The following is a 20,665-nucleotide window of genomic DNA, read 5'->3' as shown; positions in this document are numbered from 1 at the left end:
TCCTCGCCGCTCACTGGTGGTGAGGGTTCAGGCCGCGTCCGGCTGCATGACGGCAGCCCAGCCCGCGACACCGCGCGCGGCGATATTGCGGGCTGTGTTGACGTCGGCATGCTCAGCGAAGCCGCACGACGTACAGCAGAACGTTTCCTGGTCTGGTCGGTTGCGTTTGTCCACGTGCCCGCACGCCGAACACCCCTGAGAGGTGTAGGCCGGGTCGACGTGGACCAGGGCGACACCGGCGCGGGCCGCCTTGTAGGCGATGAAGCTTCCCAGCTGGTGGAAGCTCCAGGTGTGCAGCGTGGCCCGCTGGGGCTTGCGGAGCCGTACCCGGTCGCGGATCCCACTCAGGTCTTCGAGTGCGATGCCGCGCCCGGTGCGTGCAGCCTCGGTCACGATGCGCTTGGACATCACGTGGTTGAGATCCCGGGCGAACCGGGCCTCTGTGCGGCGGCTTCGTTTCAGCAGCCGCTTGGCGGACTTGGTGCGCTTGGCCTGCAATCTCCGGTGCAGCTCGCGGTTGCGGTGCCGGACGGCGTTGACCGCTTTCCCGGAGTGTCGGGTTCCGTCGCTGGTGGTGGCGATACTCGCGATGCCGAGATCCACGCCGAGGAACCCGCCCGGCTCGGTCACATCGGTGTCGGGGACGTCGCAGGTGGCGATGAGCAGCCACATGCCATCTCGGCGAACAAGGTCGGATTCGCCCTTGCGGTAGGCCGCCAGCAGCCGGGCCTGCTCGTCGGAGCAGCCGAATCGGATGCCCTTCATCCTGCCGTGGACGGTCCAGATGGAGATCGCCCGGTCGGGGATCTGCCAGGACAAGCACCGGTCGTCGAACGGCTGCGCCGCGTCCTTGCGGAATCCGATCGGTTTGGTGAGCGGGTCGCGCAACTTGGCCTTCACCTGAGCACGGACGGTGGTGTAGGCGTCGGCGACTTTCTTGATGACGTGCTGGGCGTGCGTGGGGAACAGTCGCACCTGCACAACGAATTTCACGCTGTGAAGTCGACCGTACGTCGAACAAACGTGCGGGCCGTACGCCATTCCTCCCCAGGGCTAAAGCCCGGGGGCTCCTGGCGGAAGAGAGCTGAATTGGCTGAGTTGGCTGACGACACCGAAGGCCAGGCCCGATGACCACCGTGCTCGCCCCGGTCGAAGGCTCGGCCGTGGGGCTGGCCGCCGTGCCGGACCCGGTCTTCTCCGCCGGGCTGGTCGGCCCGGGCACGGCGATCGACCCGTTGCGCGGCCCGGGCAAGGCCGTCGCGCCCATCGACGGCAGGATCGTGAAGCTCCACCCGCACGCCTACGTCATCGTCGCCGACGACGGCAGGGGCGTGCTGGTCCACCTCGGCATCGACACGGTCCAGCTGCGGGGCGAGGGGTTCCAGCTGCTGGCCGCGGAGGGCGACAGGGTCAGCGCGGGCCAGCCGGTGGTGGCGTGGGATCCGGCGACCGTGGAGGCGAGCGGGCGTTCTCCGGTCTGCCCGGTGGTGGCGCTCGACGCGGGCGCGGAGGAGGTCACCGCCGTGGCGGTCGGCGAGGTCCACGTCGGTGACGAGCTGTTCCGATGGGCGTGACCCCGGCGGGGCGTGACGCAGCGTCCCGGCCGGGGGTATGAGGTGCGTGGGCGTGGCTGGAGGCGGCCGCGCCTTCTGGAATCCGTGTGACGTAGGTGGAGGAGCCCGACGATGGCTGAGCGCAAGGTGACCGTCATGGCGAAGGTGGGCCTGCACGCCCGTCCCGCGGCGACCTTCGTGCAGGCCGCGGCCAAGGCGCCGATCGACGTGACGGTGGCCAAGACCAAGGGCGACCCGGTCAACGCCAAGAGCATCCTGGCGGTGATGGCGCTGGACGTGCGCCAGGGCGAGGAGATCGTGATCCGGGCCGAGGGCGAGGGGGCGGAGGAACTCGTGGACGAGCTGGCCGCCATCGCGTCGGCGCCATGAGCGGCGGCGCCGCCGGGCGCCTCACCGGCCTCGGCGTCAGCCCGGGGGTCGGGTACGGCCCGGCGTACCTGTTCGGCGGGGACGTGCCCGAGCCGCCCGCCGGGCAGCGCCACGCGGGCGAGGCCGGTACGGAACGGGAGCGGGCCGCGCGGGCGCTGGAGGCGGTGGCCGCCGACCTGGAGGCCCGCGGCGAGCGCGCCGGGGGCGAGGCCGGGCAGGTGCTGGCGGCCCAGGCCATGATGGCCAGGGACCCGGTACTGGCCGCGGACGTCGCCGCGCTGATCGACGCCGGCACGGTCGCGGCGAGGGCGGTCTTCGAGGCGTTCGGCAAGTACCGCGACCTGCTGCGGGCGGCGGGCGGCTACCTCGGGGAGCGGGCCGCGGACCTGGAGGACGTGAGGGACCGGGTGGTCGCCTTCCTGACCGGTCACGCCCTGCCCGTCCTGCCGGTCGGGGCGGCCGAGCCGTACGTGCTGGTGGCCCGGGATCTGGCGCCCGCCGACACGGCGCTGCTGACGAGGGAGGCCGTGGCCGGGTTCGTGACCGAGGAGGGCGGGCCGACCAGCCACACCGCGATCCTGGCCAGGGCGATGGGCGTCCCGGCGGTCGTGGCCCTGGAGGGCGCCGCCGCGATCCCCGCCGGGGCGAGGGTCCTGGTCGACGGGTCCTCCGGGGAGGTGGTGGTGGAGCCGGACGACGGCACGGTGGCGCGCGTGACGGCCCGGGCGCGGAAGCGCGGGACCGCCCTCGTGGCCGCCGGTCCCGGCCGGACGCTGGACGGGCATCCGGTGCCGCTGCTGGCCAACGTCGGCGGGCCCGGCGACGTGGAGGCCGCGCTGGCCGCCGGGGCCGAGGGCGTCGGGCTGTACCGGACGGAGTTCCTCTACCTCGACCGGCGCGCCGCGCCCAGCGAGCAGGAGCAGGAGAAGGCCTACCGGGAGGTGCTGCGGGCCTTCCCCGGCCGCCCGGTCGTCGTGCGCACGCTCGACGCGGGCGCCGACAAGGCGCTGGCCTTCCTGCCGCCCGGGCGCGAGCCGAACCCGGCGCTGGGGCAGCGGGGCGTGCGGCTGTCCGGCCGGCATCCGGCCGTACTGGCCGCCCAGCTGCGGGCGCTCGCGGCCGCCGCCGCGGGGACGAACGCCCGGCTCCAGGTCATGGCGCCGATGGTGGCCACCGTGGAGGAGGCCGAGTGGTTCGCGGCGGCCTGCCGTACCGCCGGGCTGTCCTCGGCGGGCGTGATGATCGAGATCCCGGCCGCCGCGCTGCGCGCCGCCGACCTGGCCCCGGCCGCCGACTTCTTCTCGGTCGGCACCAACGACCTGGCCCAGTACGCCTTCGCGGCCGACCGGCAGGTGGCGGCGCTGCGCGCGCTGCACGACCACTGGCAGCCCGCGCTGCTCGACCTCGTCGCGCTGGCCATGACCGGGCACGACCGGCCGTGCGGGGTGTGCGGCGAGGCCGCGGCCGACCCGGCGATGGCGTGCGTGCTGGCCGGCCTGGGCGCGGCCTCGCTCTCGGCCGCCCCCGCCGCGCTGCCCGCCGTACGGGCCGCCCTGGCCGCGCACACCCTGGAGCAGTGCCGTACGGCGGCGCGGGCGGCACGGGCGGCGGCCACGGCGGCGCGGGCCAGGCAGGCGGCCCGCCGGGAGCTGCCCGGGCTGGCCGATCTCGGGCTGTGACCCGCGCGACCCGCCCGGCGCGGATGGCTCGGCGATCCGGGCACCCGCCCGGCGCGGATAGTTTGGAACGCATGGTTCTTCGCGTGGCAGGTTCGCTGGCATTCGCGATCATTGTGGCGGGATGCGCCGGAGCGGCGCCCGTCCCGGCGTCGCCCGCCACCGCCCCCCTGGCGCGGGCGAGCCAGTCGCCCTCCGCCCAGCCCTCCCGCGACGAGGTGGCCCAGGTGCTGGCCGGGCTGAGCCTGGAGGAGAAGGTCGGCCTGCTGTTCATGCCCGCCACCGCCGACGCCCGGCTGGTCAGGAAGTACCGCCTGGGCGGGGTCATCCTGTTCCCCGAGCACGTCAAGAGCGTCCCCCAGGTGGTGTCGCTCACCAACGGCCTGCAGAAGGCCGCCGGGAAGGTCCCGCTGCTGATCGGCACCGACCAGGAGAACGGGCTGGTCTCGCGGATGGGCGCGGTGATGACCAAACTGCCGGGCGCCTCGGTGATCGGCGCCACCGGCGACCCGTCCCTGTCGCGCGCCGCCGCCAAGGCCACCGGCGAGGAGCTGCGGGCCCTGGGCGTCAACCTCGACTTCGCCCCCGTGGCCGACGTCAACGTCAACCCGCGCAACCCGGTCATCGGCAAGCGGGCCTACGGGAACGACCCCGGCAAGGTGGCCACGATGGTCGCCGCCGCCGTCAAGGGCTTCCGGGACGCCGGCGTGGCCAGCACCGCCAAGCACTTCCCCGGGCACGGGGACACCACGGTCGACAGCCACACCGGCCTGCCGGTCATCCGGCACAGCCGCGCCCAGTGGGAGAAGCTGGACGCGCCGCCCTTCAAGGCGGCCGTCGAGGCCGGCGTGGACGCCGTCATGAGCGCCCACATCGTCATGCCCGCCCTGGACCCCTCGGGCGACCCGGCGACGCTGTCCAAGCCCATCCTCACCGGCCTGCTGCGGGAGAAGCTGGGCTTCACCGGGGTGATCTCGACCGACGCCCTCAACATGAAGGGCGTCAGGACGAAGTACGGCGACGGCGAGGTGGCCGTCCGGGCCGTCCTGGCGGGCGCCGACCTGCTGCTCATGCCGCCCGACCTCGGCAAGGCGTACAGGGCCGTGCTGGCGGCGGTCAAGTCGGGCCGGATCTCCCGCGAGCGGCTCGACCAGTCCGTCACGCGGCTGCTGGAGCTGCGCCGTACCCACGGCATCCTGCACCGCGCCCCGGTCGCCTCGGCCGCCGAGGCGACCAAGACGGTCCGCTCGGCCGAGCACCGCGAGCTGGCCGCGCACATCCAGCGCGAGAGCCGGTGAGCGCGGGCCCTAGGCTGTGACCATGCTCAAGGGGTCCATGATCAAGGGAGTCCTGATCGACTGGGGCGGCGTGCTGACGCTCCCGATGCGCGAGGCGATCGCCCACTGGATCGAGGCGGACCGCATCGACGACGCCCACTACCGGCAGGTCATGCGGGAGCTGGTGGAGGAGGCGTACGGCACGAGCGCCGCCCGCAGCGCCATCCACGCGCTGGAGCGGGGCGAGATGGACGTCGTGGCCTTCGAGCGCGACCTCGCGGCCAGGCTGCTGACCCTCGACGGGGTGGCGCCGGAGGCCGAGGGGCTGCTGGCGCGGATGTTCGCGGGCTTCGCCAGGGACGACGCCATGCACGAGGTGCTGCGGGAGCTGCGGCGGCACGGGATTAAGACCTGCCTGGTGTCCAACTCCTGGGGCAACGCCTACCCCCGCGAGGACTGGGACGAGCTGTTCGACGCCGTGGTGATCTCGGGCGAGGTCGGCATGCGCAAGCCCGAGCCGGAGATCTTCCGCCACGCGCTCGACCTGCTCGGCCTGGCCGCCGAGGAGTGCGTCTTCATCGACGACATCGAGCCCAACATCCGGGCCGCCGCCGAGCTGGGCATCAGGGGCATCCACCACCGCGACGCCGACACGACCATCGCCGAGCTTGAGTCGCTGCTCCAGCGCCCGCTGCGCCGGGCATGATGGACGCCATGCGTGTCTACCTGCCGTGCACGATCCCGGCCCTGGCCCGCGCGGTCGAGGCCGGCGAGCTCGGCCCCGCCCCCCTGACCGGCTACGCGGTGACGCCCGCCCTGGTCGAGTGGTACGCCTCGGGCGACACCGAGGAGCTGGAGTACGTCGCGCTCACCGAGGCCGCCCGCGCCTCGCTGCGCATGCTGGCCGCCGACCGCGCCGACGGCGTGCCCGCGCCCGCCCGCCGCGTCGTGGTCGCCGCCGACGTGCCCGACGACGCCCTGCAGCTCAGCCCCAACCTGGAGGACCGGGCGAGGGTACGGCTGCTCGCCGCGGTCCCGATGGCCAAGGTGGCCGCCGTGCACGTCGACGACCAGCTGGCCGGCCCCGACGTCGAGCAGGCGGTCGCCGCCCTGCCGCGGGCCGACGGGGGCGACGAGGACGCCCGCTTCACGGTCGACGGCGCCGAGGCCCACGAGCTGATGTGGTACGCCACCCAGGAGATCCCCGACATCCTCGCCGAGGGTTAAGATCGCCCGATGAAGATCGGACCCGCCCTCGCCGCCGTGGCCGGCGCCGCCTCGCTGCTCCTGCTGCCCGCCGCCCCCGCCGCCGCCCACTCCCTCGACGGCAAGGACCCCTACCGCACCGGCTGCGCCGACTCCAAGCTCTACACCGGCAAGAGCGCGACGCTGCGCAACGAGCTGGGCGAGCCCCTGGGCGTGCTCAAGCTCTACTACTCCACCTCCTGCGGCACGAACTGGGGCGAGGTCTGGGTCTCCAAGCGCGCCACCGGCACGATCACGGTGTCCAGGAAGGGCAAGAGCGTCTCCTTCACCTTCAAGGCCGGCAACGGCGGCCACCACTGGGGCGACATGGTCCACGCGAAGCGGATCTGCGCCTGGGCCAAGGCCACCGTCCGCGACGGGATCGGCCGCGTCAACCACGCCTCCGGCATCACCGGCAGGGCCTGCCGCTGAAGCACGGGCCGGTCTACCCTGTGAACGCCATGACCAAGCACATCGTCTGGGACTGGAACGGCACGCTCTTCCACGACATCGAGGCCATCGTGGGGGCCACCAACGAGGTGTTCGCCCCCTACGGCCTGCCCCCGCTCGACGCCGAGGGCTTCCGCGCGGTCTACACCCGGCCGGTCTGGCTGACCTACGAGCGCCTGCTGGGCCGGGCGCTCGACGAAGGCGAGTGGGAGCGTCTCGACGAGGCCTTCCACACCGGCTACTACCGGCTCATGGCGGCCTGCGGGCTGGCCGAGGGGGCGCGGGCGCTGATCGAGGAATGGACCGGCACGCAGTCGCTGTGCTCGATGGCGCCGCACGACCACGTGGCGCCGCTGGTGGAGTCCTTCGGCCTGCACCGTCACCTGCTGAGGGTCGACGGGCTGCGCGGCCCGACGGGCGGCGGGAAGTCGGAGCACCTGGCGGCCCACATCGCCGCCATGCCGGTCCGGCCCGAGCAGGTGCTCGTCATCGGCGACAGCGTGGACGACGGCGTCGCGGCGCGGCACGTCGGCGCGAGGGCGGTCCTCTACACCGGCGGCATGACGACCAGGGCCGCCCTGGAGCGGACCGGCTTCCCGGTCGTCGACACGCTCGCCGAGGCGCTCAACTATGCCTGAATCGCCCGGCGGGCGGGCGTAGGGGCGGCGCCGGCCGTACGCTTGTGCGGGTGAACCGCCGCCTTGTCCTGTGGAACGTCGACCTGACGCTGGTCGACGTCGCCATCGTCACCCGGGAGGCCTACGCCGAGGCGTTCCGCGTCGTCACCGGGCGTCCGCTGGTCAAGCTGGCGCCCGCGATGGGCCGCCCCGACTCGGAGATCGTGTTCGAGACGCTCGCGCTCAACGGGGTGCGGGCCGAGGACGACCACCTGCCGCGCTTCCTGTCGGCGCTCGCCGTGGCCTTCGCGAACCGGCGTGACCGGCTGGCCGCGACGGGCCGCGTCCTGCCCGGCGCGAAGGAGGCGCTGGCGGCCGTGGCCCGGCTGGAGGGGGTCGTCCAGTCGGTGCTGACCGGCACGATCAAGAGCAATGCGGTGCACAAGCTGCGCGCCTTCGGGCTGCACGAGCACGTCGACTTCGAGCTCGGCGGCTACGGCGAGGAGGTGTACCCCAAGGCCACGCTGCTGCAGGTGGCGCAGAGCCGGGCCGGGCGGCGCCACGGCGTGCCGTTCACGGCGGCCAACACGGTGGTCGTCGGCGACTCCACCCGCGACGTCCAGGCGGCCAGGATCGGCGGCGCCGCCGTGATCGGCGTCGCGACCGGCCGCTCGACCGCCGCCGAGCTGCGCGAGGCGGGCGCGGACATCGTCCTGGCCGACCTGTCCAACACCTCGGAGGTCGTCGCGGCCGTGGCCGCCCTCACCTCTCCCGTCGACCGCAAGGCCGGCTGACGCCCGCGCCCCGGCGAGGAGGGGCGTCACGAGAGGCGGGCGAGGAAGCCGGCGGCGATGGGCGCGGCGACCGCGGCACCCTCGCCGCCGCCCTCCACCACGACCGCGAACGCCAGGTCGCCGCGGTAGCCGATGAACCACGAGTGCGTCGGGGGCTCCTCGCCCGAGCCGTACTCCGCCGTCCCCGTCTTGCCGGCCGTGCCGGGCGGGAACCGTACGGCGTGCGCCGTCCCCTCGCTGACGACGGCGGGCATCAGCTCGCGCAGCGCCTCGACCACGGCGGGCTCCAGCGCGCGCTCCTGCGTGGGCACCAGGCCGGCGGGCACCAGCCGGGGCGAGCGCCACACGCCGCCCGCGATCGCCGCGGCGACGCCCGCCATGTTGAGCGGGCTGGCCAGCACCCGCCCCTGGCCGATCGACGCCGAGGCCAGGTCGGTGTCGTCCTTGGGCGCGGGGAAGTCGGCGCGTACGGCGGGCACGCCCGGGTCGATCGGCACGCCGAAGCCGAAGTCGCCCGCGACCTTGGCCAGCCGCCGCGCGCCCAGCCTGGCGACGGCCTGCGCGCCGAAGGTGGTGTTGCACGAGTGCGCGAAGGCATCGCGGAACGGCAGGCTGCCGAAGTCGTGGAAATGCGCGTTGTGGAACGTGAAGCCGCCGATGTTCTGCTCGGCCGGGCACCGGACGATCTGCCCGGGGCGCATCCCGGCGGCCACGAGCGCCGAGGCGGTGACGACCTTGAAGGTGGAGCCGGGCGGGTACTTGCCCATGAGCGCCCGGTCGAACCCGCCGCGGTTGTTGACCACGGCCAGCACCTCGCCGGTCGAGGCGCGCATCGCCACCAGCGCGGCGGGCTTGCGGGTGCGTTCCAGCGCCGCCGCGCCCGCGCGGTGGTGGCGCAGGTCCAACGTGGTCCTGAACGGCTCGCGCCGGGCGGCGGCCCGCTCGGCGAGGGTCCTGACGGCCCTGTCGCCCTCGGACAGGACGATCCGCGAGACGCCGGGCACGGTCAGGCGGTCCCCGTGCCGCGCTTTGAGCGAGGCGACGATCTGCTGGATGGAGCCCGGGGTGCCGGGCGTGTCGATCCGCGTGCCGTCGGCGGCCAGCACCGGCACGGCCTCCTCCCGGGCGGTGACCAGGGTGAGCCGGCGTCCCGGCGCCAGCTCCGGGTGGATGGCCGCCGGGCTCCAGGCGACCTTCCACTCGCGGTCCCGCTCCACCAGCCGGAGCCGCCCGTCGTAGGCCAGGTCGGGGCCCCGCCCGCTGAGCGTGGCGTGGAACCGCGCCCGGCCCTCGCCGGTCTCGCGCAGCTCGGCGGCCACGCGCGTCAGCTTGAGCCCGGCCTCCACGTTCCTGTGCCACCGCTCGAAGTCGGCCGGCGGGTCGGCGACGAGCCGGCGCATGGCCGGGTAGTCGCGCCGCTGCCAGGCCGCCAGATAGTCCCGCGCGGTCTGCGCCGCCGAGCCCCGCGTGCGCGTCACCCAGATCACCGCCGCGGCGACCAGGGCCGGGACCAGGACGGCCGCGACGACGAGGGGCCAGCGCCGCCGTACCGGCCGATGGCTCCTGAGCTGGGACAGCTGGTCGATCGTCATGGCCTTGAGCCCACCAGACGCCCGCCCGTGCTGTCCAATACCGATATCGAGGAAGGACCAATATGAAAAGCGATATAATACGAGGTCGTGGACCTCGTGCGGCACCTCCGCTACTTCGTGGTCGTGGCCGAGGAACTCCACTTCGGTAACGCCGCGATCCGCCTGGGCATGGCCCAGCCGCCGCTCAGCCAGCGGATCAAGCGCCTGGAGGAGGAGCTCGGCACGCGCCTGTTCGACCGCTCGGCCCGCCAGGTGCGCCTCACCGAGACCGGACGGCTGCTGCTCGCCGAGGCCCGCGAGATCGTCGCCCGCGTCGACCGCCTGCACGAGCTGGCCAGGCAAGGCCAGGGGACCGTGCTGCGCGTGGGCGTCCCGCCCGACCTGGCCGCCACCGTCGTGGCCGCGCTGGTGGCCGCCTTCCGCGAGAGCGATCCCGACGTACGGCTCGCGCCGGTCGAGCTGTGGACGGCCGACCAGGTCGCCGCCCTCGCCGAGGGGACGCTCGACGCGGGCCTGCTGCGGCAGCCGGTCGCCGCGCCCGGCTTGCGGTCCGGCCCGGCGCTGGTGCAGACTCCCGGCGTCCTGCTGCCCGAGGGCGATCCCCTGGCCAGGCTGGGCGAGGTGCACCTGACCGACCTGGCCGGGCGCGAGCTCGTCATGCTGCCCGAGGACGGCCTGGTCGCCGAGACCCTGGCCGAGTGCCGCAGGCGCGGCTTCCTGCCCGCCCGGGTGCACCAGGGCCTCGGCCTGGGGCTGGTGGTAGCCGGGTCCGCGGTGGCGTTCGGCGGGCCGGCGCAGGTGCCCGGCGTGGTCTGGCGGCCCCTGCTCGGCTCGCCGCTGGCCTGGCGCGTCGCCGTCGCCTGGCGCACGGACACGCCGCTGGTCACCCGGTTCGCGGCGGCGGCCGCGGGAGCCTTGAAGGAGAGGGCGGGAATGCGCGACGAGGGCGCGGCCCCGGGACGGCGGGTCAGCCGCAGGCCGGGGCTCCTGGCATGATCGACTTCGCGAAGGAGTTCGGCGCCGCCGGGGTGGAGGGCTGGCTGCACGCCGTCGACCTCGACACCGGGGCCGAGGTCGGGCACGGCGCCGACCGGCCCGTGGTGCTCGCGTCGGTGTTCAAGCTGCCGCTGCTGGTGGAGTTCGCCCGCCAGGCCGACGCCGGCGCGCTGGACTGGACCGAGCCGGTCACGGTCGGCCCCGGCGAGCGCGTCTTCGGCCCGACGGGGCTGTCGGCCATGCTCGACGAGGCCACCCTGTCCCTGCGGGACCTGGCCTACCTGATGATCGCGGTGAGCGACAACACCGCCGCCGACGCGCTGCTTCGCCGCGTGGGGCTCGACGCCGTCAACGCCATGCTGGACCGGTTCGGGCTGGAGCGCACCCGGCTGGTCGGCGGCGCCGCGGACCTGTTCCGCAGCATGCGGCAGGACGCCGGGAGGGAATGGCCCGTCGTGGACCCCGACGACCTGGCCCGGCTGCGCGTGCTCGATCCCGCGCGCACCAGCCGCGGCACGCCCCGCGAATGCACCCGCCTGCTCGCGCTCATCTGGCGGGACCAGGCCGCCTCGCCAGAACGGTGCGCCTGGATGCGCTCGGTGCTGGGGCTGCAGGTCTGGCCGCACCGCCTGGCCTCGGGCTTCCCGTACGACGACGTCGAGGTCGCGGGCAAGACCGGCACGCTGCCGACGCTGCGCAACGAGGTGGGCGTGGTGGAGTACCCCGACGGCGGCCGGTACGCCGTCGCGGTCTTCACCAGGTCGTTCTCCTCCGCGGTCAACCAGCCGCGGGCCGACGCGGTCATCGGCACCGCCGCGCGTATGGCTGTGGACCACCTGCGTGGGTAGCCCGATGTGTGTGCCCCGATGATGACTTGGGGCGGGCTCGACGCCAGGATGGGGCTATGGTTGCTGAAGGTGCGCTGCTCTGGGAGCCGACCCAGGAGGTCGTCTCCCGAGCCAGGATCACTCGCTATCTCGAGTCTCGCGGATTCGCCGACTACGACGCGGCGTGGCAGTGGTCCGTCGACGACCTCGAGGGGTTCTGGACCTCCATCTGGGACTACTTCGGGGTGATCGGCGAACGTGGTGACGGGCCCGTCATCACTGGGACGATGCCCGCGGTCGAATGGTTCACCGGCGCGTCGCTCAACTACGCCGAGAACGTCTTCCGCCGCACCGAGGGCACCGCGGTCGTCTTCCGCTCCGAGAGCGGCGCCCGTCAGGAGCTCACCTTCGCCCAGCTGCGGGAGGAGGTGGCCAGGGTCAGGGCCGGTCTGGTACGGCTCGGCGTCCGCCGCGGCGACCGCGTGGCCGCCTACCTGCCCAACATCCCCCAGGCCCTCATCGCCTTCCTGGCCACCGCGTCCCTGGGCGCGATCTGGTCGGCCAGCTCGCCCGACTTCGGCGTGCCCAGCGTGGTCGACCGCTTCCGGCAGATCGAGCCCAAGGTGCTCATCGCCGTGGACGGCTACCGCTACAACGGCAAGAGCTTCGACCGCTCCAAGGCCGTCAGCGACATCGCCGAGGCCCTGCCGTCCCTGCGCGCCACGGTCTGGATCCCCTACCTGACGGCCGCCGACGAGGGCCGCCCGCCGCAGCAGGCCGTGCCCGAGCCCGGCCACGCGGCGGCGATGCCGCGGGGGGAGGTCCTCGGCTGGGAGGGCCTGCGCTCGGAGGAGGGCCCGCTGGAGTTCGAGCGCGTGCCGTTCGGCCACCCGCTGTGGATCCTGTACTCCAGCGGCACCACCGGCCTGCCCAAGCCGATCGTCCACGGCCACGGCGGCGTCGTGCTGGAGCACCTGAAGGCCCTGACCTTCCACCAGGACCTGGGCGAGGGCGATGTGTTCTTCTGGTACACCACCACGGGCTGGATGATGTGGAACTACCTCATCGGCGGCCTGCTGGTGGGCGCCGTCCCGGTCCTCTACGACGGCGCGCCCAACGACCTGTGGCGGCTGGCCGCCGAGGAGGGCGTCACCTACTTCGGCGTCGGCGCGCCGTACATCCTGTCGTCGATGAAGAGCGGCGCACGGCCGGAGGGGCTGCGGGTCAAGGGCATCGGCTCCACCGGCTCGCCGCTGCCGCCCGAGGGGTTCGCCTGGCTGGCCGAGACGCTGCCCGGGGTGCCCGTGGGGTCGTTCTCCGGCGGCACGGACGTGTGCACCGGCTTCGTCGGCTGGACGCCGCTCCACCCGGTGCGCGCCGGGGTCATCCCGTGCCGGTCGCTGGGCGCGCGGGTGCGGGCGTTCGACGCCGCGGGCAAGCCGGTCGTCGGCGAGGTGGGGGAGCTGGTCATCACCAGGCCCATGCCCTCCATGCCGGTGATGTTCTGGAACGACCCCGACGGCTCCCGCTACCGCGACAGCTACTTCGACGTCTATCCGGGCGTCTGGCGGCACGGCGACTGGATCAAGATCAACGAGGACGGTTCCTGCGTGATCTACGGCCGGTCCGACTCGACGCTGAACCGCGGCGGCGTGCGGATGGGCACCAGCGAGTTCTACCGGGTGGTCGAGCGCTTCCCCGAGGTGGCCGACAGCCTGGTGATCGACACCGGGCAGCTCGGCCAGGAGGGGCGGCTGCTGCTGTACGTGACGCTGGCGGAGGGCGCCCGGCTGACCGACGACCTCGCCGGCGCCCTGCGCAAGGCGCTGCGCGAGGAGCTGTCGCCGCGGCACGTGCCGGACGAGATCATCGAGGTGCCGGGCATCCCCCGCACGCTGTCGGGCAAGAAGCTGGAGGTGCCGGTGCGGAAGATCCTGCTCGGCACCCCGGTGGAGGAGGCCGCCAACCCGGACGCGATGGCCAACCCCGACGTGCTGCGCTACTTCACGAAGCGCTCTCCGGCGGGGTGACGCCCAGCAGCGGCAGGCAGGGCTCCAGCCCGTGGATCTCGATGTCCGGCCTGGGCGTCCAGTCCTCCCTGGCCAGCCGCAGCCGCCGCGACGTGGCCCGCCTGCCCTGGCGGTTGTACAGCTCGACGCCGTCGTCCCGGTAGCCGAGCTTGCGGCTGACCGCCAGGGAGGCGTGGTTGTCCTCGAAGGCGCCGGAGACGGCGTGGTCCGCGCCGAGCCCCTCGAAGGCGAACTGCAGCACGGCCGCCCGCATCTCGGTGCCGATGCCCTGGCCCTGGAACCGCCTGCCCAGCCAGGAACCGGTGGCCACCTCGCGAGTGACGGCGAAGTCGGTGGCCCACACCTCCTGGGTACCGGCCACCTGTCCGTCGCCGATCACCACGAAGGGGCAGGTCCACTTCTCGGGCGTGATCTCGGCCCACTTGCCGAAGTGGTACCGGATCGTGGACAGGGCCCGCTTGTCCGGCGTGGTGTCCGTCCAGGGCATCAGGAATGGCATGACCCCCTCGTCGTGGACACCTTCGGCGGCGCGCTCCGCCAGGTCGTCGAGGTCCTCCAAGGTCGGGAAGCGCAGTTCCAGCCGGGGCGTGGTGATCCGGAGAGAAAACAATGGGAAGTGCCGCATCTCCCCATGCTCCCGGCGTCAGAAACCCTGGGGCAACCGAAATACCCGGCCGGGGTCGTAGGCGGCCTTCACCTGGGCCAGGCGGGCGGCGTTGGGGCCGTAGTAGGCCTCGCGCCAGGAGGCGATGTCGGGGTCGATGTAGTTGACGTAGGCGTGCTCGCCCAGGTGCGGCCGCATGGCGGCGCGGGCGCCGCGGATCCAGGAGCGGTCCGAGCCGGAGGCGTAGTACTGCACGCTGAACAGCGCCTGCCGGTGCGGGAAGGCGGTCGCGCCGGCCGGGACCCGGGCGATCGCCCCGCCCATGGCGTCGAGCAGCACCATGTGGCTGCCGCGGCGGGCGACCTGGTCGACGAGCGCGCGGACGCCCTCGGCGGACAGAGGGCGGTAGGCGACGTGGGAGGTGGCGACGAACGCCGCGCGGGACAGCCGCCCGTCGCGGGTCTGCCCGGGCAGGTGGCACTGGGACGGCGTGAGCCCCGAGCAGCCCGCCATGGTCATCATGGCCCGCAGGTGCGAGGTGTCCCTCGCCGACACCCACGACGGCGCCACGCGGGAGGTCAGCGGCCGGAGCAGCCGGCGCAAGGCGTCGGACCGGCCCAGGTAGACGCCCGCGAGCTCGACGGTGAGCTCACCCCGGTCGCGGGACAGGTGCAGCGTGGACCACAGCTCGTCGGGCGCCTCCACGGCCCAGGACTGCCAGGCGCGCAGCACGGCCCCCGCCTTGGACCAGGGCCAGCCGGCGAAGAACACGGTGACGCGGCCGGCCCGGTGGGTCAGGAACGTGAAGGAGACCGCGACGCCCACGTTGCCGCCCCCGCCGCCGCGTGCCGCCCAGTACAGGCCCGCGTGGTGGTGGGCGTCGCAGGTCAGCAGCCGCCCGTCGGCGGTGACGATCCGCACCGACTCCAGCGCGTCGCACGTCAGGCCGTACTTCCTGGACACCACGCCGATCCCGCCGCCCAGCGTCAGGCCCGCGATGCCCACCGTGGGGCAGGTGCCGGCCGGGATGCTGGCGCCATGGGCGGCCAGCCGCTCGTAGACGTCGACGAGCCTGGCGCCCGCGCCCACCACCGCCCGCCCGTCGCGGTAGCCGACGTCGTTCATCCGGGCCACGTCGACGACCAGGCCGGGACCGGTCGACCAGCCGGCGTAGGAGTGGCCGCCCGACCGGACGTGCACCGGCACCCCGGCGGCGCGGGCGAAGGACAGGCACGCGGCCACGTCGGCGGGGTTCTCGCAGTAGGCCACGCCGCCCGGCCTGACCCGGTCGAAGGACGGGTTGAACAGGCGGCGGGCCGTGCCGTACGCCCTGTCGCCGGGGAGCACCAGCGTGCCCTTCAGCGCGCGACGCAGCCTCGCCCAGTCCGGCGGCGGGGCCGCGGCGAGCAACGGCACCGCCGCGGCGGCCTGCAGGAACTGGCGTCGGTCCACACCTGGTGAGACGGGCGGGCGGCGACTCCGGTTCGTCACAGTCGTGTCACTTCCCGACAAATCACTTCCCGGCAAAAGGGGATCCGTGCCGGCGGCTCACCCGGTGTCGGCCAGCCGCAGGGCCAGCGCCGGGCACATCTCCACCGCCCTGCGCGCGTCCTTGACCATCCACCCGGGGATCTCCCGGAACGACGGGTAGCCGAAGGCGTCCAGGTCGACGAACTCCGGCAGCAGGTGCGCGCACAGCCCGTGCCCCTCGCAGCGCGTCCAGTCGATGTCCAGGTGGTAGGACGGCTCGGCCTCGGCCTCCGGCAGGGGCAGCACGCCGCGCACCGGGCGGCCGCAGGGGCCGTGCTCCAGGTGCGTGGTGACGTGGTCGGCGAACACCTCCAGCGCCGACAGCACGAACCTGGCCGTGCCGTCGGGGTGGAAGCACGCGCCGCGGCGCTCCACGGCGCGCACCGCCCGCCGTACCGCGTCGACGGACCCCTGACCCGAGCACAGGCCCGAGACGGCGCGCGCCGCCTCCGGCAGGCCCAGCCGGCACGGGCCGCACTGGCCGGAGGACTGGCCGGCCAGGTACGCGGTGACCCTGGCCAGCTCGCCCAGCGGGCACGTCGACTCGCCGACGGGCACGATGATGCCCGCGCCGAGCGTGCCCCCGGCCAGCGCGACGCCCTCGCGGGACAGCTCCACCCCGGCCGCGGTCCGCGCGTCGAGCCAGGCGCCGTGGTAGCCGCCGATGAGCACGCCCTCGCCCAGCTCGGCCCCGCACAGGTCGAGCACGCTCGTCAGCGGCATGCCGACGGCCGCCTCGACCACGGCCGTGCCGCCCACGGTCAGCAGCAGCGTGCCGGGCTCACGGGCGGTGCCGACGCCGGCGTACGTCGCGGGCCCCAGTTCGGCCAGGACGGCGGCCTGCGCGAAGGTCTCGGCGTTGGACAGCAGCGTGGGCAGCCCGTCCACGCCCTCGACGGCGGCGCGCCGCTTGCGCCCGGGTGGGACCGCGGCCAGGCCGTTGACGCCCCGCACCAGCGCGCCGCCCTCGCCGGTGATGAAGCGTTCCGGCAGCCCCACGACCCTGACGCGCAGGCGGCTCTCCGCCGCGCCCGCCACCGCCGCGGCCCGCCGCTCCTCGACGGCGGCCGTGACCGAGGCGTGCGACACGCTGTCCTCGGGGACGGCGATGACCACCTCGCGGGCGCGCAGCGCGTCCGCGGCCAGCAGCGCGCCGTCGATCACGAGGTGGGGCGTGCGCACGAGCAGCATGGCGTCTTTGGAGCTGGCTGGCTCGCCCTCGGTGGCGTTGACCAGCACCACGCTCTCCCGCGCCCTGGCCGCCTCGGCGACCGCGCGCAGCTTGCGGGCGAAGGGGAAGTGGGCGCCGCCGCGCCCGCGCAGGTCCACCTCGTCGGCCATGGCGATCAGCTGCTCCAGGTCGAGCGTGGGAGGAGTGCCGTGGACCGTGCGGTGCGCCGGCAGGTCCAGCCGCCTGGTGTGGTCCAGCCCGGCGGTGAGCCTGGCAGGTCCCAGCCGCAGCACCGGCGGCACCCTGTGGGGAATCATCCGGCCCTCCGGTACCGCGCCATGTCGATGACAGGATCGGCCGCGGGCGCCGGCTCGGCGGCCGCACCGGCCTCCGGAGCCTCGACGTTCTCCGGTACGGCCGGCGGCCGCATCAACTCGGCCCAGGCGCGCACCAGCAGGGCGGCGCCGACGGCGGCCAGGCAGGCGACGTAGGACCAGGCCACCCATCCGGCAGGGGTACGGCCAGCGGTCAGGCCGTGGAGGATGGACAGCGGCCAGGCGAGGTAGGAGGCGCCGTGCATCACCCGCCACAGCCACGGCCGTGCCGTACCCGCGAACCTGCCGCGCAGCAGGCCGCTCACGGCCACGGCCGCCATCAGCGCGGCGGCCACGACGCCCAGCTGGACGTAGAGCCCGGCGGGCGAGCCGAGCTTCATGATGACGTGGACGGCGAGGAAGACCATCCCGGCGGCGGCCGCGGCGCGGTGGGCGAACTGGGCGCGGACGCGGCCCGCCGCCGGGAGGAACACGCGCTCGCTGGCCAGCAGGCCCAGCGCGACCGTGAGGGTCAGCGTGACGAGCGCGAAGACGCCGACGTAGAAGTCGAGGAAGGCCAGCAGCTCGGCGCCCTTCCGCGAGCGCGTCAGCGCGAAGACCGACAGCAGCAGCGCGGTGATGGACGCGATCATGCCGATGCGGACGTTCCTGGTGTCGAGCCCGGTCGCGAGGGGAGCGTGCCGGGGTTGTCGTCGGTGAAGCAAGTGATCCCTCCCTGGGTTCGCGTGAGGGTGCGGCTCGGAAAGGACCCGGAAAGGAGCGATCTCAGCAGCGGCGGCCGCGGTTGATGCAGGACACGACGAAGTTCATGAGCCGGTCCGGCATGACGTTGGCGAAGTCGGCGTGGTCGGTGATCGGGTTGTGCTTCTGCTCGGGGAAGGCGTCGAGGGCGTAGGACAGGCCGGGCGCGACCGAGTACGTCAGGATCATCCTGAGCTGCGGGATCGCCCTGAAGCCCTGGGGGCACGACCCGCCCTGCGGGAACACCACGTGGGTGCGGTGGTTGGCGCTGTCGGTGTTGCGCCCGTCCCAGCAGCTGGGGAAGTCGAGGATGCGCACGACCTGGCTGCCGCGCGGGCACAGCGGGTACTTGGTGGTGATCCGGTTGGTGAAGCCGGTGCAGGTCCACTTGGCGTTGGCGTTCGCGCCGCCGTTCGTGGCCGCCTTGGCGTCACCGGTGATCATGCGAAGGAACCGGGGCATCGCGGTGACCCGGCCGCTGCCGCGGAACAGCATGATCGCCTGGCGTGGACGCAGGACCCGGCCGACGTTGCCGTCGGGGTCGCCGATGTTGTCGTCCACGCGCCGGTCGCGCAGGACGGGCCAGAAGTAGGTGGACTTGTCGCCCAGGCGGCACGTGGTTCCGGCGGCGGCCAGCGACTCGTCGGTGGAGAAGGCGTCGGTCGACAGGTTGCCCACGTAGTCGTGCAGGTGGTGGGCGCCGTTGCGGACGCCGGGGGCCACGATGAAGTTGTCGGGGTTGTTGTGGCCGTTGGCGTTGGTGCCGCAGCGGGAGATGAAGCTGCCGCGGGAGCGGCCGAGGACGTCGCCGCCCGGCGGCACCCGGCGGATGTCGATGAAGTCCTCGGGGAAGGGCCCGAGGTCGGCGCACTCGTTCTGCTCCTGGGTCGCGGTGGGCGAGGGCGACCCGCCGGGCTCCTCGGTCGGCTCGTCGGTCGGCTCCTGGATCGGGTCGGCCTGGCCTTGCTGACCTTGCTGACCTTGCTGGTCCTGCTGGTTCTGCTGACCTTGCTGACCTTGCTGGTCCTGCTGGTTCTGCTGGCCGTCCTGACCTTGCTGGTCCTGCTGGTTCTGCTGGCCGTCCTGACCTTGCTGGTCCTGCTGGTTCTGCTGGTCCTGCTGGCCGTCCTGGCCCTGCTGGCCCTGTTGACTCTGCTGGTCTTGTTGATCTTGCTGGTTCTGGTTGTTCTGCTGTTGCTGTTGCCGGTTCCGCTGGTCCTGCTGGTTCTGCTGGTTCTGCTCGGCGGCGTTGTGGTCGCCGGGCAGGCAGTGGTCGGCCAGAGCCGGAGCGGCGCCGACGACCGTGACGGCTCCCGTGGTGCCGACGGCCACCAGGCCGCCGGCCACGAAGGCCAGCGTCGAGATGACCGCGGTCGCGCGATTGGATCTTCTCATCGTGTCCCTCCTGGAACGGACGAGGGTGTGGGTGGTTCGGGCAGCGTGTGGTAGTCGACGAGCCCCGTGGACTCCAGCAGCGTCATGTGCTTGAGCACGACCGCGTTCGCCTTGGTGGCGAACGCGCGGATCTCGTCGTTGCGCGTGCCCGCCCGGACCTGGGCCACCACGGCGAAGACCTTGCCGTGCGCGGCCCTGAGCAGGTTGGCGAAGTCCCTGTCGTAGTCGGCGCCGCTCACGCTCGACAGCTGCGCCATCCAGCGCTGCTGGTCGGCGCTGGGCTGGCTGGGCAGGGCCACGTTCAGCCTGGCCGCCAGCGCGACGACCTCCTTGTCGAGCTTGGTGTGATCCTCGACCAGGTGCATGCCGACCTCCTTGACGCGCTGGCTCAGCGCGCGCTGCTGGGCCTGCTGGCCGGTGGGGATCTCCCACAGGCCCGCCTGCCGTACCTTGATCAGCAGGTCGCGGTCGGCGGCGGAGAGCGAGCCCGTGGCTACGTCGGCGCCCGCGGTCGGCAGGACGAGCACCACCGTGACGGCGGCCGCCGCGGCGAAGCCGCCGAGCATGACAGCCGTGCCGGCGACGTCGGCGAAACCTCTTCGCATGCCCCGAGGTACGCGGACCCCTGGGGAGCGGTTCACCCGATGTGGCGAGATAGTCAGAAATGACTGGAGTTATCGGAGTGACTACCGATGCGATAACGAAGGTGTAAAGATGTGCGCCGTGTTAGCTCACTCCAAGGAAGAGGAGCAACGCATCGCGCTGCTCTATCAGCAGTTCGGTGGCCCGCTGCTGCGCCACGTGCGCCGGTCGACCGGCAACGACCTGCAGTGGGCCGAGGACGTCGTCCAGGAGACCCTGGTCAGGGCCTGGCGCAACTCCGCGCGGCTGCGATGGGAGCCGGGACTGCTGTGGGCCTGGCTGCTCACGGTGGCCCGCCGCATCGTGATCGACGGACGGCGCCGCCGCAGCGCCCGGCCCACGGAGGTGGAGCCGCCGGAGGCCGACAGCATCGCCGTGCCCGACACCTCCGAGCGGGCCCTGTCGGCCATCGTGGTCGCCGAGGCCCTTCGGCAACTATCGGATGAACACCGGGAAGTAATTGAACAGACTTACCTACGGGACCGTACGATAAAGGAGGCGGCGGAGACTCTGGGGATCCCGCCGGGCACGGTGAAGTCTCGGCTCTACTACGCGATCCGAGCCCTCCGTGAACTGCTGCGCGAGAAGGGGGCAGCCGGCTGATGCATGAGGAGGTGGCCGCCTACGTCCTGGGCGTCCTCGACGAAGAGGACCTCGAGGCGTTCGAGCGCCACCTCGACGGCTGCGCCCGGTGCCAGCAGGAGCTCAAGGACCTCGCCGAGGTCCCCGGAGCGCTGGACGAGCTCAAGCGACAGTCCTCCCACGTTGACGATTAGCGGCTTTTCGGGTGATATCGGAAC

At 73.3% G+C, this 20,665-nt stretch carries 22 protein-coding genes; 14 read left to right on the top strand and 8 right to left on the bottom strand.

The window, feature by feature from the left end; translation table 11 throughout:
- Positions 1 to 27: 27 nt before the first annotated feature.
- Complete coding sequence (locus tag BSB02_RS24155) at positions 28 to 993, bottom strand: RNA-guided endonuclease InsQ/TnpB family protein (protein ID WP_240506620.1); 966 nt, start codon at positions 991 to 993, stop codon at positions 28 to 30.
- A 134-nt stretch (positions 994 to 1,127) separates the two neighbouring features.
- Here BSB02_RS24155 and BSB02_RS24150 point away from each other — a divergent pair, with 134 nt between their 5' ends.
- From BSB02_RS24150 to BSB02_RS24110, 9 genes are all read left to right on the top strand, one after another.
- Positions 1,128 to 1,574: a PTS sugar transporter subunit IIA gene (locus tag BSB02_RS24150; protein WP_084962117.1), complete on the top strand. Its 447-nt coding sequence runs from the start codon at positions 1,128 to 1,130 to the stop codon at positions 1,572 to 1,574.
- 111 nt (positions 1,575 to 1,685) lie between these two features.
- The gene (locus tag BSB02_RS24145) at positions 1,686 to 1,943 is read left to right on the top strand and encodes an HPr family phosphocarrier protein (RefSeq protein ID WP_084962115.1); all 258 of its coding nucleotides are present in this window, start codon (positions 1,686 to 1,688) and stop codon (positions 1,941 to 1,943) included.
- A complete protein-coding gene (gene ptsP / locus BSB02_RS24140) occupies positions 1,940 to 3,622 on the top strand; it encodes a phosphoenolpyruvate--protein phosphotransferase (protein WP_084962113.1) in 1,683 nt (560 codons plus the stop codon). The genes BSB02_RS24145 and ptsP overlap by 4 nt, the downstream gene beginning before the upstream one ends.
- A gap of 83 nt (positions 3,623 to 3,705) precedes the next feature.
- Positions 3,706 to 4,917, top strand: coding sequence for a glycoside hydrolase family 3 protein (locus BSB02_RS24135; RefSeq protein ID WP_240506619.1), 1,212 nt, complete (start codon positions 3,706 to 3,708; stop codon positions 4,915 to 4,917).
- 22 nt (positions 4,918 to 4,939) lie between these two features.
- On the top strand, positions 4,940 to 5,602 hold the full coding sequence (locus BSB02_RS24130; RefSeq protein WP_240506618.1) for an HAD family hydrolase: 663 nt from the start codon (positions 4,940 to 4,942) through the stop codon (positions 5,600 to 5,602).
- 8 nt (positions 5,603 to 5,610) lie between these two features.
- Entirely contained in the window at positions 5,611 to 6,123 is a 513-nt protein-coding gene (locus BSB02_RS24125) for a DUF6912 family protein (RefSeq protein ID WP_084962269.1), read from the top strand.
- A gap of 9 nt (positions 6,124 to 6,132) precedes the next feature.
- Complete coding sequence (locus tag BSB02_RS24120) at positions 6,133 to 6,573, top strand: DUF2690 domain-containing protein (RefSeq protein WP_084962112.1); 441 nt, start codon at positions 6,133 to 6,135, stop codon at positions 6,571 to 6,573.
- A gap of 29 nt (positions 6,574 to 6,602) precedes the next feature.
- The gene (locus BSB02_RS24115; protein ID WP_084962267.1) at positions 6,603 to 7,229 is read left to right on the top strand and encodes an HAD family hydrolase; all 627 of its coding nucleotides are present in this window, start codon (positions 6,603 to 6,605) and stop codon (positions 7,227 to 7,229) included.
- A gap of 50 nt (positions 7,230 to 7,279) precedes the next feature.
- Positions 7,280 to 8,002: an HAD family hydrolase gene (locus BSB02_RS24110; RefSeq protein WP_240506617.1), complete on the top strand. Its 723-nt coding sequence runs from the start codon at positions 7,280 to 7,282 to the stop codon at positions 8,000 to 8,002.
- 26 nt (positions 8,003 to 8,028) lie between these two features.
- On the opposite strand, the gene BSB02_RS24105 is transcribed toward BSB02_RS24110, so the two are convergent.
- Positions 8,029 to 9,594, bottom strand: a complete 1,566-nt coding sequence (locus BSB02_RS24105; protein ID WP_084962110.1) for a penicillin-binding transpeptidase domain-containing protein — start codon at positions 9,592 to 9,594, stop codon at positions 8,029 to 8,031.
- A gap of 87 nt (positions 9,595 to 9,681) precedes the next feature.
- On the opposite strand from BSB02_RS24105, the gene BSB02_RS24100 reads away from it, so the two are divergent.
- The 3 genes from BSB02_RS24100 to BSB02_RS24090 are packed head-to-tail and all read left to right on the top strand — an operon-like array spanning position 9,682 to position 13,447.
- Positions 9,682 to 10,590 (top strand): LysR family transcriptional regulator, encoded by a 909-nt coding sequence (locus tag BSB02_RS24100; protein WP_084962108.1) that lies wholly within the window; start codon positions 9,682 to 9,684, stop codon positions 10,588 to 10,590.
- Positions 10,587 to 11,438 (top strand): serine hydrolase, encoded by an 852-nt coding sequence (locus tag BSB02_RS24095; RefSeq protein ID WP_084962106.1) that lies wholly within the window; start codon positions 10,587 to 10,589, stop codon positions 11,436 to 11,438. The genes BSB02_RS24100 and BSB02_RS24095 overlap by 4 nt, the downstream gene beginning before the upstream one ends.
- A gap of 56 nt (positions 11,439 to 11,494) precedes the next feature.
- Positions 11,495 to 13,447 (top strand): acetoacetate--CoA ligase, encoded by a 1,953-nt coding sequence (locus BSB02_RS24090; RefSeq protein ID WP_084962104.1) that lies wholly within the window; start codon positions 11,495 to 11,497, stop codon positions 13,445 to 13,447.
- Here BSB02_RS24090 and BSB02_RS24085 read toward each other — a convergent pair.
- The 6 genes from BSB02_RS24085 to BSB02_RS24060 form a co-directional block, all read right to left on the bottom strand.
- A complete protein-coding gene (locus BSB02_RS24085) occupies positions 13,422 to 14,072 on the bottom strand; it encodes a GNAT family N-acetyltransferase (protein ID WP_084962102.1) in 651 nt (216 codons plus the stop codon). The two genes, BSB02_RS24090 and BSB02_RS24085, sit on opposite strands and share 26 nt — an antisense overlap.
- Positions 14,073 to 14,090: 18 nt before the next feature.
- Positions 14,091 to 15,503 (bottom strand): FAD-binding oxidoreductase, encoded by a 1,413-nt coding sequence (locus BSB02_RS24080; RefSeq protein WP_158088714.1) that lies wholly within the window; start codon positions 15,501 to 15,503, stop codon positions 14,091 to 14,093.
- Positions 15,504 to 15,599: 96 nt separating this feature from the next.
- Positions 15,600 to 17,069 (bottom strand): NADH-quinone oxidoreductase subunit NuoF family protein, encoded by a 1,470-nt coding sequence (locus BSB02_RS24075; protein WP_084962098.1) that lies wholly within the window; start codon positions 17,067 to 17,069, stop codon positions 15,600 to 15,602.
- Positions 17,066 to 17,791: a hypothetical protein gene (locus BSB02_RS24070; RefSeq protein WP_143591067.1), complete on the bottom strand. Its 726-nt coding sequence runs from the start codon at positions 17,789 to 17,791 to the stop codon at positions 17,066 to 17,068. The genes BSB02_RS24075 and BSB02_RS24070 overlap by 4 nt, the downstream gene beginning before the upstream one ends.
- A 61-nt stretch (positions 17,792 to 17,852) precedes the next feature.
- Complete coding sequence (locus BSB02_RS24065) at positions 17,853 to 19,223, bottom strand: DUF1996 domain-containing protein (protein WP_084962094.1); 1,371 nt, start codon at positions 19,221 to 19,223, stop codon at positions 17,853 to 17,855.
- Positions 19,220 to 19,828: a DUF4142 domain-containing protein gene (locus tag BSB02_RS24060; protein WP_206184856.1), complete on the bottom strand. Its 609-nt coding sequence runs from the start codon at positions 19,826 to 19,828 to the stop codon at positions 19,220 to 19,222. Before BSB02_RS24060 ends, BSB02_RS24065 begins: the two co-directional genes overlap by 4 nt.
- A gap of 109 nt (positions 19,829 to 19,937) precedes the next feature.
- Here BSB02_RS24060 and BSB02_RS24055 point away from each other — a divergent pair, with 109 nt between their 5' ends.
- Positions 19,938 to 20,468, top strand: a complete 531-nt coding sequence (locus BSB02_RS24055; RefSeq protein ID WP_084962092.1) for a sigma-70 family RNA polymerase sigma factor — start codon at positions 19,938 to 19,940, stop codon at positions 20,466 to 20,468.
- Entirely contained in the window at positions 20,468 to 20,641 is a 174-nt protein-coding gene (locus BSB02_RS24050; RefSeq protein WP_084962090.1) for a zf-HC2 domain-containing protein, read from the top strand. The genes BSB02_RS24055 and BSB02_RS24050 overlap by 1 nt, the downstream gene beginning before the upstream one ends.
- The last annotated feature ends 24 nt before the right edge of the window (positions 20,642 to 20,665 follow it).

It is taken from the genome of Thermoactinospora rubra (genome assembly GCF_002093975.1).
Classification (GTDB): domain Bacteria; phylum Actinomycetota; class Actinomycetes; order Streptosporangiales; family Streptosporangiaceae; genus Nonomuraea; species Nonomuraea rubra_A.
The sequence above is the reverse complement of the archived record's forward strand: the minus strand, read 5'-3'. Positions and strand labels throughout refer to the sequence as shown.